The following is a 14,688-nucleotide window of genomic DNA, read 5'->3' as shown; positions in this document are numbered from 1 at the left end:
ACGCGGAGACACGGAGACACGGGGACGCGGAGACGCGGGGACGCGGAGACGCGAGGAAAATTGAGAATTCCCTGTCACCTGTCACCTGTCACCTGTCACCTGTCACCTGTTTACGAATTACGAATTATTTCCAGCAATTGTGCTTCACTTAATTGAGCAATTCCTAACGCTTGCGCTTTTTCTAACTTGGAACCAGCATCTTCACCCACAACTAAAAAGTCTGTTTTTTTACTAACTGAGTCAGTCACTTTACCACCAGCTTTTTGAATCAATGCTTTGGCTTCATCACGCTTTAAGGTTGGTAATGTACCTGTAACCACAAAAGTCTTACCCACAAACTTGGGATTACCTTCTCCAGGTGCTTTGGGCTGCTCAATGGTAGCTAATTGTAACTCCAATCCTTGGAGACGAGAAATCAAAGTTTGATTTGCAGGGGTGCGGAACCATTGATAAACTGATTGGGCAATTTCTGCACCGATACCATAAACACCTTCAATATCCGATTGTCTCGCTGCTGCTAATTCTTCTACGGTGGTGAATTTCTCTGTTAATAATTGGGCGTTGACACTACCAACGTGACGGATTCCTAAACCATATAATACCCGTGACCAAGGTTTATTTTTTGATTTTGCGATCGCACGCACCAATTTTTCCGCTGACTTTTGACCCATCCTTTCTAACTCACATAATTGTTCTGCTGTCAAGTTATATAAATCGCCAACAGAAGACACCAACTTTTTATCCACTAGTTGATGTACCAACTTTTCACCTACACCTTTAATATCTAAAGCATCACGACTCACCCAATGTTCAATCTCACCTTTGAGAATTGCTGCACAGGAAGCATTTACACATCTAGTCACCGCTTCCCCCGATTCTCGCACCACCGGTTGACCACAGACGGGACAATGGGTAGGCATCATAAAAGGTTGAGTATCAGCGGGACGCAGTTCTTTAATTACCCGCACCACTTCCGGGATAATTTCCCCAGCTTTGCGAACAATGACAGTATCACCGATGCGAATATCTAATTGGGTAATGCGATCGCTATTATGTAAAGTAGCTCTCGAAACAGTAGTACCTGCTAATTGTACAGGCAACATTTCTGCCAAAGGTGTTAAAGCTCCCGTTCTTCCCACATTCACCATAATATTTTCCACACGGGTTGGAGCTTCTTCTGCTGCATACTTGAGTGCGATCGCCCAACGAGGACATTTCTGCGTAAAACCTAACTGTTCTTGCAGCTTAAAAGAATTCAGTTTTACCACTACTCCATCAGTCATATAAGCTGAATTCAGCCGTTCCGTATCCCAGTACTGATAATAATCAGCAACTTCTTCTAACGCATGGCATAGTTTATGATTGGCATCAACCCGAAAACCGAATTTTTGCAACAACTCCAAAGCTTCCCATTGGGTATTAGCAATACTAGAGTCATCCATTCCCGTAATGTGCAGTGTATAAGCAAAAAAATCTAACTGTCGTTGCGCTACAATCCGGGGATCGAGTTGTCTCAGTGTACCAGCAGCAGCATTGCGAGGATTAGCAAATACTTGTTCACCTGCTTTTTGTCTTTTCTCATTGATTTGTTTAAATACTTCCAAAGGTAAAAATACCTCACCGCGTACTTCCACCTTTTCAATATTTTCTAAACCATCGAAATTCAAACGTAGGGGAATTGAGCGAATCGTCCGCACATTTTGGGTAATATCTTCACCCATCACCCCATCACCCCTACTCACACCCCTGACGAGAACCCCATTTTCATAAGTTAACGCCAAAGCAGCACCATCAATTTTCAATTCCGCCACATATTCTACATCACCCGGAGAATACTGTGGTGGTAAGTGTCTTCGCCAACGCTGTTCCCAACTTTGTAACTCCTCAACATTAAAAGCATTTTCCAAACTATACAAGGGGATGTTATGCCGGACTGAGGTAAAGTGAGTTGCAGGACGCTCACCCACGCGTTGAGTAGGACTATCAGGAGTGATTAATTCTGGATACTGAGTTTCTAATTCTTGCAGTTCTCGATAAAACCGATCATAGACTGTATCCTCCATAATTGGTGCATCTAGAACATAGTAAGCATAACTAGCTTGTTGCAATAACTGCCGTATCTCTTCTATACGCTTCACTTCAGCTTGAGTTGGCATCATAAAATTTACGAGATAATACTTGGAAAATAGAATTTAAAGACTATAGAAATCAGAGATTGATAGAATCTAGCACATATTGAGTATGCCTTTAAGTGTCTTGTCTTGTAGGGTGCGTCAGACTCAAAAATTTGGCAGAAATTAACAAACTTTATACATCTGACGCACCTTGCTAAATTATGTTACTCCCTTCCCAGTGTAAGATTAGCTATTTTCTCCCTTCTTCCTTCGCGTTCTATCCCTACGGGACACTATGGCTAACGCCACGCTTCGCGAACGTGAACGCGTCTTTGGGGTTCATTTAATCCGTATTCTTTAATAAGAAGGGAGTATTTAAAAAGCCTGAAATAAACCAATTTCCTTGACTCAATACTATGGTAAATTTGTACAGGTAATAGGTGATAAAATTACAGTTTTCATCCTGTACATCCTTAAATCCTGGACATCCTGATTCTGACAATTTCTCTAACTAGCAAAATATTGATTAATGATCCCAGTCTTCAACTTCATATAAAAATCTGGTTTTACCAATCAACTTCCGATTAGCAGACGTACTTTGAACAAACACAACATACTTCTCTAGATTACTCGGTTTAATCCTAATTGTCGCATCCATCGGTAGACCTAACATTTCTCGTGCAGCACTACCTTGAAATAAATCACCTGTTTTCCTATCCATCAAGATAATTTCTTTAGTCGCTTGGATAGTTTCTGTTTTCGTGAATTCATAGAAACCGCGCCCTACTTTAAATGTTAACCCATTTTCCAACACAAACGCTTTAATAGAAATATCTTGGTCAACCTCTAAAACTTGGAACCTTCCAGGAACAACCGCCCTTAAATCAGTTGATTCATAATAAGACGTTCCCTCTCGTTGCATCATGGTATCAAATATTTTATTTAACCCACGACTCATTCTTCCTTGGTTAATTACTTCTTGTTCATATGCTTGTAACTGTTCATCAGATGACTGCTGGTAGCAAACTGCTAAAAACAAATCAGTAATATAAGAAAATTGGTCTAAATTAATATGAAAACCACCAGATTTTTCAGCTAACTCTTGATAAAAAGGTGTCGCATGAGGGCGATTAAGAGCTTGTACTCCATAAACTGAAATTCCCAATTCCGCTAACTTATCTACCTCTTTACGCCAATTTAGCTTGTGAGGATTGTGTGCTGGTGCGTGGGGAATATCATCACCAATCAAAACCAGTGATTTAGATGCTGATTTTGACCAAGATAGCGATTGGGATTCATGTAATACTAACTCATAACATTCTGGAGCATCTCCCCCACCAGTAGGTTCTACATTTTGGACAAAATCACAAATTTTATCGACATCACCCGAAAGGTTAAAGGTTTTAGTCACATAGGTTGAATCTGCATCACAATAATCCCCATGAGCGATAATTCCAATCTTAATTAGAGGTAATTCATCCATCAGTCTAGTAACGGTATTTTTAATTTTTCGTCGTACCTGAGTCAGACAAGGATACATACTACCAGTTGTATCAAAGCTAAAGACAACTTCTATATTGTTGTTTGTCATAGCTGTAACCCCAATTTCACTTATGTATAGTGTATCTTTATTTTAAATATTTATTTCCTGTGAAAAATATTACTTTAAAATATTGTAATATTTTGGGTTTGTCAAAATGGATAAGTATGTAAAAATACAGATATAAGAAACTCATTGTTTAGACTATGGCTAAAAACTCCACGAACCAATCTCCTATTATTATTGCTCACCGAGGTGCAAGTGGCTATCGTCCTGAACATACTTTAGCTGCTTATGAATTAGCAATTGATTTAGGTGCTGATTATATTGAACCAGATTTAGTAATTACCAAAGATGGTATTTTAATTGCTCGTCATGAAAATGAAATTTCTGAAACTACCGATATTGCTATTCATGCAGAATTTACTCACCTGAAAACCACAAAAATAATTGATGGCGAAGTAAAAATAGGTTGGTTTACAGAAGATTTAACTTTAGCCGAATTAAAAACTTTGAAAGCTAAAGAACGGATTCCCCAACTGCGTCCGCAAAATACAGCTTATGATGGAATTTTTACGATTCCCACGCTGCAAGAAATCATTGATTTAGCCCAAGCTAAAAGTTTGGAACTTGGTCGAATTATTGGTATTTACCCAGAAACTAAACATCCAAGTTACTTTAAATCAATTGGTTTACCATTAGAAGAAAACCTGCTGACAACTTTAAATAAAATTAATTTACCTGTATTTATTCAATCTTTTGAAGTCAGTAACCTACAAGAATTAGCAAAAAAAACAGATTTACCTTTGGTACAGTTGCTTAATAATTCTGGCAAACCTTATGATTTTTTATCCAATGGAGATAATCGTACATATCAAGATTTAGTAACTAAAACTGAATTAATAGAAGTTTCTAAATATGCACAAGCTATAGGAGTTAATAAAAACTTACTAATTCCTAGAGATATTACAGGTAAATTACTATCACCAACATCGTTAGTAAATGATGCTCATGCAGCTAACTTACAAGTTCATGCTTGGACATTTTGCAATGAAGATTTTTTCTTACCTTTCGACTTTCAAGAAAATCCTCAAGGAGAATATGAAATATTTTTTAGCTTAGGTATAGATGGCGTATTTAGTGATTACCCAGATACAGCTAAATCCCAACTTACAAAAATGTACATATGAAAAAATAGGCAATTGGTGAAGCAGGATAGCTGAAAAATTTTCGGTGCTATCTTATAAGTAGATCAACCTAAAAAACGTAATATGTATACGAATTACGTTGACATAGCCTGTCGTAAGCATTACGAATTACTTAGTTTTACCACCAGGGTGAATCCTGAAACTTAATTGTTCTACCTTAATTTTGTTGAGGGATTCTTTGAGGATAATGGTAAATGGATATCGCTTAAAAACCGCAGCTTTACCCTGTGACAACAGTATCCTAGCATGACTAATACGTACTGGAGATAATGGTTGTTGATTGGCATCCAGAAGAAATACTTTAGTCATTTGTTGCTTCCCAAAATTAGACATAGAAGAAGGAGAGTCTAGAGGAAAACTCTAGTACTCTCATGGTTACCGCCATTTTGCTGTGATATGAGTTGCTGTATTCTCCAGTAAGTCGCCCGGAATAACGGAGAATATAGCATAAGTAGAAAATATCACAGCCAAATTTAAAAAGCAAGTATTGGCTCCGGGAAATTTTTACTATGGAGATTGTAATTTTTATAACTCTGGCTATAAATTACTGTAAAAGAATAGGCTTTCTAAAGAAGGGTAAATCAGCACAAGGGAATCGCACTTCCTATGTATATTTTGTATATTAAGTCACTATAAACACCAGCCGTATTTCGACAAAAGAATATACGGTAGCAATAAAAGCTCTAAATTTCTATTTAGGGAAAGTAGCTGTTCGCTATTAACGTTAACAGCTACTTTTATAAAATTGGATCAAGGCTACTACTGAAAGAGTAACTCTTATACTACTATAAAACTATCAAATTAGTGTATTTTAGTGTTTATGCAATAAAATATCTAATTTTAACCTATCAACAGTAGCTTATAAATAGCGATTACATTCGTACAGTTAAACAATATTGCCTAGCCAATTATGAATAAATTACCGTTGAGTCGTTTGGGTGAAGTCGCTAAACTCTTTTTGAAATTAGGCATTATTGGCTTTGGGGGACCAGTTGCCCATATTGCCATGATAGAAGATGAGGTAGTCAAGCGCCGTCAGTGGCTGACACGAGAACATTTTCTGGATTTGCTTGGTGCAACTAACCTAATTCCTGGCCCCAACTCTACAGAAATGGCGATTCATATTGGATACATTTATGCAGGATGGTTGGGGTTAATTGTAGCGGGTGTTTGTTTTATTTTACCTGCGGTGGTAATTACAGGTGTATTTGCCTGGATTTATGTCAAATATGGTACTTTACCCCAAGTTGCACCTTTACTTTATGGGATTAAACCGGCTGTTTTAGCCATTATCCTGAATGCTATTTGGGGCTTGGCAAAAAAAGCCGTGAAAACACGCAAATTATTAGTAATTGCAGTAATTGTGGGGGTGGCGACATTTTTCTGGAAAGTCAATGAAATTATTGCTCTATTAATTGGCGGATTTTTAGGTATGCTTTGGTTAAATGGTGGTAATAAAAATAATAGTCCAGGAAATCAGACTAATTTATTAATTGCTGGTTTAACCATAGGTGCAACTTGGCAAGCGACATCAGTAAGTGCTGTATCTGTGCCTTTGTGGCAATTAGGTTGGTTTTTTCTGAAAGTTGGTAGTGTGTTGTTTGGTGGTGGCTATTTATTAGTAGCTTTTTTGCAAGGTGGATTAGTTGAAGAATATGGCTGGTTGACACAACAGCAGTTACTAGATGCGATCGCAATTGGTCAATTTACTCCTGGCCCTGTTCTTTCTACTGCTACTTTTATTGGTTATGTCATCGCAGGTATGCCCGGTGCAATCGTGGCTACCTTGGGAATTTTTCTGCCTTCATTTTTGTTCGTTGCCGCTTTAAACCCCTTGATTCCCCGTTTACGCGCCTCTGCTTGGACAAGGGCTTTTTTAGATTCTGTCAATGTCAGTGCTGTGGCGCTCATGGTATTGACTACGCTGCAATTAGGAGTAGCGACGTTAACAATACAAAAAGCGCCTTATATGGATTTTATTGCAAGTGCGATCGCTCTCATCTCAGTAATTTTAGTACTGCGCTATCGCATTAATGCTGTATGGCTCGTATTAGGTGGTAGTTTAATTGGTTGGGGCGCTTATTTGTCTGGATACATTAAATAATTAATGTAAACACAAGAGCAAAAAACAATGAATTGATACCCACCGCTAACTTTAACCTGCCAACTTTGATAAATCTACTTGTTGAGTTTCAGCTAATTCAAAGTGATTCCACTTTGATTTTGATACTGTTATTGGATTTATATTTTGTTGGCTAATAATTAAGTCTATAAATTCCTTAGCTTCATCGATAGCAAAATCCTCGTTGAACCAACAGCGCATAGATATTTTTGAGTAATCTAGCTTGTTACCAGTTGGGCTGTGGCAGATGATTTCAAATCTTTTTTTGGCAAACCACTGATATAGTTCAATCTTCCATTCTTGATAGTCTATGGTTTTCATTAAATATTTATTCATCGATCTCTGTTCCCCTATTCAAAAAATTGATTTTTCAAGCCAAAATTAATCCCCAACAACAGCCGTTTTGAAATATTAACGTTTCTTATACGTATTATAATAAAATATTATTTAGTTTTGCATTAGGAATATTCATACTTCTTAATATAAACTTCATATTCCGTTACTTTATTCAGTAGCCTCAGAAATCATGCGGATGTGGAGATAACGTAGATATCGTCCTCATCTCCGTAGTTTTAACCCACATTCCGCACTAGTTTTAGATGGTGGTTTAATTGCTGGAAGTGCTTCAGTTTTAGGCAATGTTGCATGCACTGAAATATTATTGATAGTAGAAAATATAAAAGCAATATGACACTTGTTTAAGTAACGAAAATCAAGTATTGTCAATTCTTAACCAATAAAATTGGGATCATTTTTTTGATTTTACAGCCATCATGTGAACAACGAAATAAATATAGAAGAAGATAGGGCAAGATGGAAACTTTCTTTAGAAAAATTACTCAAAAACCCTGAAGAACCAGTACTTATAACTACCTTGCTAAGTGGATGGAATTCTGCGGCTCGTCCTGTTAGAGCCAAGGGAATTGACAACTGTGACTATGTTGTGAAGGGTCAGCAGGCTGGTCGGCAAATTATCAATGATCAAATTGTGGCACGATTAGGTTTAGCAATGGGAGCGCCTGTTGGTAAGCCGCAAATCGTTGAAATCTCACCAGAATTACTGGAACTAGATCCAGAATTTGCCTTCTTAGCTCCTGGTAAAGCCCATGCAACTCATTTCATTCGTGATTGTCTTGATGATCATGACATGAGAAAATACAAAGACCACACTGGGAATCGAGAACGGTTTGCTTTGTTGAGCGTGTTATTTGGTTGGGTGTACAGCCAAGATCAGCAATTTATATATCAAAAAGCCCATCCCTGTTTAGTGTATTCTGTAGATCACGGTCATTTCTTTCCAAGTGGGCCTGATTGGACAGCAGAATCTCTGAACAATGCTTCAGAGGCAAAGCCAGATCAGAGAATTGTTTCAGTATGTAGTTTAAAAGATAATGAAATTAGACAAGCTCTTTCTGTCCTTGAGACAGTTACAGAAGAAATGATCATCCAAGCAGTAGTTAGCCCTCCTAACGAGTGGGGAATTACAATGAATGAGAGAATAACAATGTTAGAGTTCTTCATAAAACGTCAGCAAGAATTGCTAGAATCCCTTTAGCCAATGTGTAACTGAGGCGCTATGGCAAGTAGATACAGTGTAATTCAGTATGTTCCTGATCCGATCGCAGATGAGCGGATTAATATTGGCGTGCTTGCTTTTGACAATAATGCCGTCAAAATACACTTTGTAAAGAACTGGGAACGAGTACGCCATTTTGGTATGGAAGAAATTGGTTTCCTGAAAGATTTTGCTCATCGTATGGAAAATGGAGCTAAAGAAGGACTTCTATTTCCAGGAGACAAGCTTAATGGAGTATCCAACCAAGAACGACTCTTAAAAATAGCACAGGGCTGGATGAATAGTATTCAGTTCACAGAACCTCGCGGTTCACTAAATACTGTGGATAAATTGCTACAAGATATTGCTAATACTTATTTGCGTGAGCCACAACTAGAATCAAATCTTAAATTTAAGCCGCGTGACCGTAAAGCTGCTGCTAAAATTGTCAGGTCTAAAACACGGGAAGTGCTAATCCAAGAATTTGGAGACGTAGCCAAAGAATTACTAAGAAACGATTATGAACTTCCTGGTAAGCACAAAAATAATAAGTTTGATATCGTTGTTGCTAATGGTAAACCTTACTTCGCAGCACATGGAATCTCTTTTGAAGTTGATGTACCTGATAGACTAACAGATGCGGTTTTTTGGCGAATTTTAGATGTAAAGAGCAACCATCCTAATTTTCCCCTCGCAATAGTTGTGCTTCCACCAAAAGTAGAACAACATAACTATCACGAGATTGAAAACGCATATCGAAAAAATATTGCCACTTATGAGGAAGTAGGGGCAGATATTCTTCAAGAAAACGCTGTAGAACGTTGGGTCAGCAAGCAAATTGTAGATGTAAATATAACTCTACCAATCCACGTTTAACCGCGAACCATGATGAAAGTTTTTATAAATCTACTTCACATTTACAGGGTGATGGATATCATATCTGCACCCTGTTTTATTTATATACAAAATTAATTATTCCCCCATCTTCTCTCGTCGTTCTTGCAGCTTCAACATAATTTCTGCATGCATCTCGCGGGTAATAGGATAGAAAAAAGTTAAAATCAAACCAATAATTAAACAAATTGTGGGTATTGGTCCCACAGCAATCCGAATAGCAAACAATGCTGAATCAGGTTGTATGGGAAGCGTGCTTTGCCCAACTACAGCCGCTTTAAAACCAGAAGCTTCTAAAGCATTACCGACTATAAATAGCCCAAAAGCTAAACCAAACTTTTGTAATAAAACCATAAAACCGTAAAAAATTCCTTCCCGTCGTTGTCCGGTTTGCAATTCGTCTAACTCAATCACATCAGGAATCATTGACCAGGGAATTAGATAAGCTGTAGAAACACCAACACCTGCCATTACAGCCATTAAATACATCAAACCAATTTGATTAGATTTTAAGAAAAATAGTCCAGCAGCGGCGATAATCCATACACTCATCCCCATAAAATAAACAATTTTTTTACCAATTTTTTTACTTAAATTACTCCAAACGAATAGCATTAATAACGCAGTTGCTTGTACAGCAATCAGAACTGTAGGAACATCTGAATTTTTCAGTCCCATACAGTAAATGACAAAAAAGGGAATTATACTTGCTGTGATTTGTACACCTAACCAAGAAAAAAGATAGATAGCGATAACAAATAAAAACGGTTTATTACTAAAGACTATTTTTAATTGTTCAATAAAAGGAATTTCTGCTGGTTCCTCCAGTTGAATACGTTTAGCCTCAAAAGCCATAATGCGATCGCGTGTTCCATAAACGCACCAATATAAGGATAAAACCGAAATAACAGTACAAATAGCTGCTAAAACTAGATATTGTTGTTGAGGATTGACAATGACAGAAAAAACAATTTGCGCTAAAATCAACGATACAATACTGCCACTAATAGAAAAAGTAAAGCGAAAGCTATTCAGGCTAGTACGTTCATCATAATCTTGAGATAGTTCAGGTGTCATTGCCGTATAAGGCAAATTAACAACAGTGAAAAACGCCTGAGATAGGACTCCAATTGCTACGTAATAGCAGAACAATGGCCAAATATTACTACTTTGATTAGCACTAAATTTCGGTACAATCCACTGTAAGAAAAAGAAAATACCAAAAGGAATTGCCCCATATAGCATCCAAGGTAAACGACGACCCCAGCGGCGAGATTTAGTTTTATCAGTCAACCATCCGACAATCGGATCATTGACAGCATCCCAAATTTTGCCAATCATCAAAATACTGCCAGCTAAACCTGCGGGAATACCAGCCACATTGGTAAAAAACACCAACAGATAAAAGATGGCAATATTGGAAGTAATTGCTGGGCCTAAATCACCAGCACCATAAGCCAGTTTAGTTTTTAAATCTAATTTTTGACTTGTCAAAGATTTTGGCAAATTGCCATCAGCATCTTTCATAATAAATCCCGCTTATTTTAAAATAAATAACTTGGCTTACTTGAAGTATTAGTTAACACAATTTCCAGAATCTTATGTCAGACCTTTACATTTCTTGGTCAGATTATCACCATAAAATTGAACAATTAGCTGTCAAGATTTATCAATCAGGTTGGCAATTTAACCAAATTGTCTGTCTTGCTAGAGGTGGACTGCGAGTGGGTGATATCTTATCACGGATATACAATCAACCTTTAGCAATTTTAGCTACATCATCTTACAGCGGTACTGGTAAGCAGAAAAAAGGGGGTTTAATAGTTTCCCCTCACTTAACGATGACTACCGACACATTAGGTTCCCGGATTCTGCTAGTAGATGATTTAGTAGACTCTGGGATCACTCTGCAACAAACTATTCCTTGGCTACAGCAATATAGTCAGTACCCAATTGCAGAAATTCGCACCGCCGTTATTTGGTATAAAGCCTGTTCAGTCATTACTCCCTATTACTATGTTGATTATCTACCCGATAACCCCTGGATTCATCAACCCTTTGAAATGTATGAACATATGAATCCAGGGGATTTGCTGGAAAATCTGAGTCAACGGTGTTGATTTGGTGAAAAAACGACTAATCCGAAATTCAAATCCAAAATTAGAACAACCACAACCAAACGGGTAGAGTAACTAACAATACCATCGCCCCCATCGCTAAAGCAGTCACTGCCAAGTCACGATCTAGATCAAAGGTTTCAGCTAATACCAATGTGGCAAAAGCTGGAGGCATGGCCATTTGTAATACAATTACTTGTGCTGCACCACCACTGACACCAACAAGTGGCAAGGTGCTACCCAAAATTAAGGGAACTAAAAGCATTTTGATAAATAAACTACTCCCGGCTTGAGGTAGTTTGTACCCAGAATTCAGCCGTGAGAGTCGCATCCCAATTAAAATCAAGGATAAAGCTACAGCACTCCAAGCTAATTTATCTAAGCAAAATTCCAACACTGTGGGAATTGTCACTTGGCGAAATAGCAACCCCAATCCAAAACTCCAGAGGGCAGGATTGATTAAGATTACTTTAGCCATCTGTCCATAATTTTGGACTGTGTTGCCAAAACGGACTGCTAGTAATACACCCAAACCATAAGCTCCGAAGAGTGACCCCAATAAATCGTAGAATAATGCCCAAGCGAAGTATTCTTTGCCTACCATTGCTAAGGTGATGGGAAAGCCCAGATAACCAGTGTTACCTACCATAGCCGCTAAAATGAAACTACCTTGTGTTGATGGTTGCGGGAGAGATTTTGTCAAATAGGCTTGACCTTTAATCCCTAACCAAGCTAAAAATGCCCCTAGTAAGATAGCTACGTGAGCTATAACTGGTGCAATCCAAATCTGTCCCGATAAATCTGTTTGGCGTAAAAAAGCAATAATGCTGATCGGTACTCCTATCCAAAACAGAAATTGACCTAAACGAGTAGGAAATGTATCAGGTAATTTGCGTCCTAGGATGACTCCTACTAGGACTAATCCCACTAACTTAACGTATAGTTCTAAGAGATTTATCAAGATTTTATCTAAAAAATAGGAATATAAAATGATACCTATAACTGTTATTTTTTGCCAGTCTACAATTTTGAATAGTACTAACTTGAAAAATCATAGGACAGATGGACAGCCGAAAAGCTAATTTAGTCAGTTTTTCAAAATCCAAAATCCAAAATCCAAAATTGAACAAACACAGGAGTTGACACTTGAAAAAGGCTGGGTTTTCAGAAAAACCGCAAAACTCATCGTCTGGTGCTGGAGATGATATTCCAGTAGCTGTACGCGATACTCCTGATACCGGGTCTAAGCTGCGCGTACAACCACTAGTTTTAGTAATTGGGGGATTAGTAGGATTTGTGCTACTGGCTGTAACCAGCGGTTTTTTATTTTTTGTTACAGCACCTAAAAAAACTGCCGATTCTCTACCAGCATCAACTGGTTCTGTGCCTGCACTGACTAATACCCCAAGTCTGGACAGCAACACTATTTTGGGACATTTAGCATATGGAGAAGCACCGGAATCAGAACTAGTACCGATTACGGCAGATGGACGGATTAAAATGCGACAAGGCGCTGCCCAAAAGTTTCAGGCAATGGTAAAAGCGGCAAGAAGTGCAGGGGTAATCTTAACGCCAATTTCTGGCTTTCGTTCAGTGAAAGACCAAGAGCAGTTGTTTTTTGGTGTTGGCGCTCAACGGAACCAAACCCCCGCCCAAAGAGCCTCTCTGAGCGCTCCTCCTGGTCATAGTGAACATCACACAGGTTACGCTGTGGATATAGGAGATGGAACTGTACCAGCAACTAATCTGCAAGCCAACTTTGAGAATACCAAGGCTTATCAGTGGTTACAAGCCAATGCTGCCCGTTTTAGCTTTGAGATGTCTTTTCCCAAGGGTAATACTCAAGGTGTGAGCTATGAACCGTGGCATTGGCGCTTTGTAGGCGATCGCAATAGCTTAGAAACATTCTACAAAGCCAGAAATTTAAAACCTACTAACACAACTAATTGACATTGAGGAATTGGTCAAACATGATTAACTCATTTAATTATTATTAATGATGCATCAAAGTTCCGGTCGCTGGCGTTTAGGGCTAGGTTTATCGCTGCTGACAGTTTTTTTATGGGGAATTCTACCGATTGCGCTGACGGTAACACTACAAGTTTTAGATGTCTACACCGTTATTTGGTTTCGGTTTTTGATGTCGTTTATCTTACTGTTAATTTATTTATTTGTGCGGCGCAAATTACCAAGTTTAGAACAATTACGTAGTACTTCTGGAAAATTATTAGCAATAGCCACAATATTTTTAGCCAGTAATTATTTTCTGTTCATGCAAGGTTTAGCTCTCACCGCAGCCGCTAATGCACAAGTAATAATTCAGTTATCTACTGTTTTGTTGGGTTTTGGTGGTTTAGTTATTTTTAAAGAGCATTATACACTGCGTCAATGGCTGGGTGTAAGTGTGCTAACTTTAGGTTTTGCGCTGTTTTTTAATGCCCAATTTACGAATTTAATCACAGCACCTAGTCAATATCTTCTTGGCAGTGGGTTAATTGTCTTAGGAGCAGTAGCATGGGCTATTTATGCTTTAGCACAAAAGCAGTTATTAAAATCTTTACCATCTTCTCATATTATGCTGATAATTTATGGGGGATGTGCTTTATTATTTACTCCTTTTGCGAAAGTAAATACAGTTTTTTATCTCGACAATCTTCATTTAGGAATGCTGCTATTTTGTGGATTAAATACTTTGATTGCTTATGGAGCTTTTGCTGAATCATTAGCACATTGGGAAGCATCAAAAGTCAGCGCAGTATTAGCATTATCTCCTATCGTGATTTTAATATCAGTTTGGATAACTTCAAAAATTTCATTCACTATAATTCCACCAGAACACATCACAATGATCGGCATTATTGGGGCATTATTGGTTGTTTGTGGTTCAGTAACTATAGCTTTAGGCAAATCTGAATAATAGCAATAATTTTGATGAGATAATTCTAGGTATTCAGTTATAGCAAGAACAATAACTTTACTAGCAGTTTTATTTTATATTTCCAGTTATATCATAAATACTGAGGTAAAGTCGTTTTTTAGTTGTTATGATTATGGATAATTGTAAATAAGTAAAGTCAACCTCGTATCAGGCGGATATTTTTCCTATTAATTGGCTTTATTTACCGGAAATTTAAAAAC

The 14,688-nt window shown here is 37.8% G+C and carries 13 protein-coding genes; 7 read left to right on the top strand and 6 right to left on the bottom strand.

Annotated elements, in window-relative coordinates:
- Positions 1-110: 110 nt before the first annotated feature.
- Together ligA and H6G68_RS09320 are read right to left on the bottom strand one after the other, a co-directional pair.
- Positions 111-2,159, bottom strand: coding sequence for an NAD-dependent DNA ligase LigA (gene ligA / locus H6G68_RS09325; RefSeq protein WP_190906379.1), 2,049 nt, complete (start codon positions 2,157-2,159; stop codon positions 111-113).
- 481 nt (positions 2,160-2,640) lie between these two features.
- Positions 2,641-3,705, bottom strand: a complete 1,065-nt coding sequence (locus H6G68_RS09320) for a vWA domain-containing protein (RefSeq protein ID WP_190906378.1) — start codon at positions 3,703-3,705, stop codon at positions 2,641-2,643.
- A gap of 155 nt (positions 3,706-3,860) precedes the next feature.
- Between H6G68_RS09320 and H6G68_RS09315 the strand changes: the two genes are divergently transcribed.
- Complete coding sequence (locus H6G68_RS09315) at positions 3,861-4,844, top strand: glycerophosphodiester phosphodiesterase (protein WP_190906377.1); 984 nt, start codon at positions 3,861-3,863, stop codon at positions 4,842-4,844.
- Positions 4,845-4,970: 126 nt separating this feature from the next.
- Here H6G68_RS09315 and H6G68_RS09310 read toward each other — a convergent pair whose 3' ends face one another.
- Positions 4,971-5,171 (bottom strand): RRXRR domain-containing protein, encoded by a 201-nt coding sequence (locus H6G68_RS09310; protein WP_190906376.1) that lies wholly within the window; start codon positions 5,169-5,171, stop codon positions 4,971-4,973.
- A gap of 601 nt (positions 5,172-5,772) precedes the next feature.
- Between H6G68_RS09310 and chrA the strand changes: the two genes are divergently transcribed.
- Positions 5,773-6,966 (top strand): chromate efflux transporter, encoded by a 1,194-nt coding sequence (gene chrA / locus H6G68_RS09305; RefSeq protein ID WP_190906375.1) that lies wholly within the window; start codon positions 5,773-5,775, stop codon positions 6,964-6,966.
- Between the two features lie 51 nt (positions 6,967-7,017).
- Here chrA and H6G68_RS09300 read toward each other — a convergent pair whose 3' ends face one another.
- A complete protein-coding gene (locus H6G68_RS09300; RefSeq protein WP_190906374.1) occupies positions 7,018-7,320 on the bottom strand; it encodes a hypothetical protein in 303 nt (100 codons plus the stop codon).
- A gap of 439 nt (positions 7,321-7,759) precedes the next feature.
- Here H6G68_RS09300 and H6G68_RS09295 point away from each other — a divergent pair, with 439 nt between their 5' ends.
- Both H6G68_RS09295 and H6G68_RS09290 read left to right on the top strand, forming a co-directional pair.
- Positions 7,760-8,539 (top strand): HipA family kinase, encoded by a 780-nt coding sequence (locus tag H6G68_RS09295; RefSeq protein WP_190906373.1) that lies wholly within the window; start codon positions 7,760-7,762, stop codon positions 8,537-8,539.
- Between the two features lie 21 nt (positions 8,540-8,560).
- Positions 8,561-9,415 (top strand): DUF3037 domain-containing protein, encoded by an 855-nt coding sequence (locus tag H6G68_RS09290; RefSeq protein ID WP_190906372.1) that lies wholly within the window; start codon positions 8,561-8,563, stop codon positions 9,413-9,415.
- Between the two features lie 96 nt (positions 9,416-9,511).
- Here the strand turns inward: H6G68_RS09290 and H6G68_RS09285 are convergent, their stop codons facing one another.
- Positions 9,512-10,960 (bottom strand): MFS transporter, encoded by a 1,449-nt coding sequence (locus H6G68_RS09285; protein ID WP_190906371.1) that lies wholly within the window; start codon positions 10,958-10,960, stop codon positions 9,512-9,514.
- A gap of 74 nt (positions 10,961-11,034) precedes the next feature.
- Here H6G68_RS09285 and H6G68_RS09280 point away from each other — a divergent pair, with 74 nt between their 5' ends.
- Positions 11,035-11,553 (top strand): phosphoribosyltransferase, encoded by a 519-nt coding sequence (locus H6G68_RS09280; protein ID WP_190906370.1) that lies wholly within the window; start codon positions 11,035-11,037, stop codon positions 11,551-11,553.
- Between the two features lie 40 nt (positions 11,554-11,593).
- On the opposite strand, the gene H6G68_RS09275 is transcribed toward H6G68_RS09280, so the two are convergent.
- A complete protein-coding gene (locus tag H6G68_RS09275; protein ID WP_190906369.1) occupies positions 11,594-12,511 on the bottom strand; it encodes an AEC family transporter in 918 nt (305 codons plus the stop codon).
- A 185-nt stretch (positions 12,512-12,696) separates the two neighbouring features.
- Between H6G68_RS09275 and H6G68_RS09270 the strand changes: the two genes are divergently transcribed.
- Together H6G68_RS09270 and H6G68_RS09265 are read left to right on the top strand one after the other, a co-directional pair.
- Positions 12,697-13,500 carry a M15 family metallopeptidase gene (locus tag H6G68_RS09270; RefSeq protein ID WP_190906368.1) on the top strand — a complete coding sequence of 268 codons (804 nt, stop codon included), beginning with the start codon at positions 12,697-12,699 and terminating at the stop codon, positions 13,498-13,500.
- 46 nt (positions 13,501-13,546) lie between these two features.
- Positions 13,547-14,467: a DMT family transporter gene (locus H6G68_RS09265; RefSeq protein ID WP_242045199.1), complete on the top strand. Its 921-nt coding sequence runs from the start codon at positions 13,547-13,549 to the stop codon at positions 14,465-14,467.
- The last annotated feature ends 221 nt before the right edge of the window (positions 14,468-14,688 follow it).

Origin of the sequence: Anabaena catenula FACHB-362 (assembly GCF_014698735.1) — a bacterium.
GTDB classification, from domain to species: domain Bacteria; phylum Cyanobacteriota; class Cyanobacteriia; order Cyanobacteriales; family Nostocaceae; genus Anabaena; species Anabaena variabilis_A.
Note: the sequence above shows the minus strand (reverse complement) of the source record. Positions and strands in the feature narration are given on the sequence as shown.

Bases quoted from the DNA above. Each gene is read 5' to 3' on its own strand.
- ligA (WP_190906379.1), bottom strand. From the start codon at position 2,159: ATGATGCCAACTCAAGCTGAAGTGAAGCGTATAGAAGAGATACGGCAG.
- H6G68_RS09320 (WP_190906378.1), bottom strand. From the start codon at position 3,705: ATGACAAACAACAATATAGAAGTTGTCTTTAGCTTTGATACAACTGGT.
- H6G68_RS09315 (WP_190906377.1), top strand. From the start codon at position 3,861: ATGGCTAAAAACTCCACGAACCAATCTCCTATTATTATTGCTCACCGA.
- H6G68_RS09310 (WP_190906376.1), bottom strand. From the start codon at position 5,171: ATGACTAAAGTATTTCTTCTGGATGCCAATCAACAACCATTATCTCCA.
- chrA (WP_190906375.1), top strand. From the start codon at position 5,773: ATGAATAAATTACCGTTGAGTCGTTTGGGTGAAGTCGCTAAACTCTTT.
- H6G68_RS09300 (WP_190906374.1), bottom strand. From the start codon at position 7,320: ATGAATAAATATTTAATGAAAACCATAGACTATCAAGAATGGAAGATT.
- H6G68_RS09290 (WP_190906372.1), top strand. From the start codon at position 8,561: ATGGCAAGTAGATACAGTGTAATTCAGTATGTTCCTGATCCGATCGCA.
- H6G68_RS09285 (WP_190906371.1), bottom strand. From the start codon at position 10,960: ATGAAAGATGCTGATGGCAATTTGCCAAAATCTTTGACAAGTCAAAAA.
- H6G68_RS09280 (WP_190906370.1), top strand. From the start codon at position 11,035: ATGTCAGACCTTTACATTTCTTGGTCAGATTATCACCATAAAATTGAA.
- H6G68_RS09265 (WP_242045199.1), top strand. From the start codon at position 13,547: ATGATGCATCAAAGTTCCGGTCGCTGGCGTTTAGGGCTAGGTTTATCG.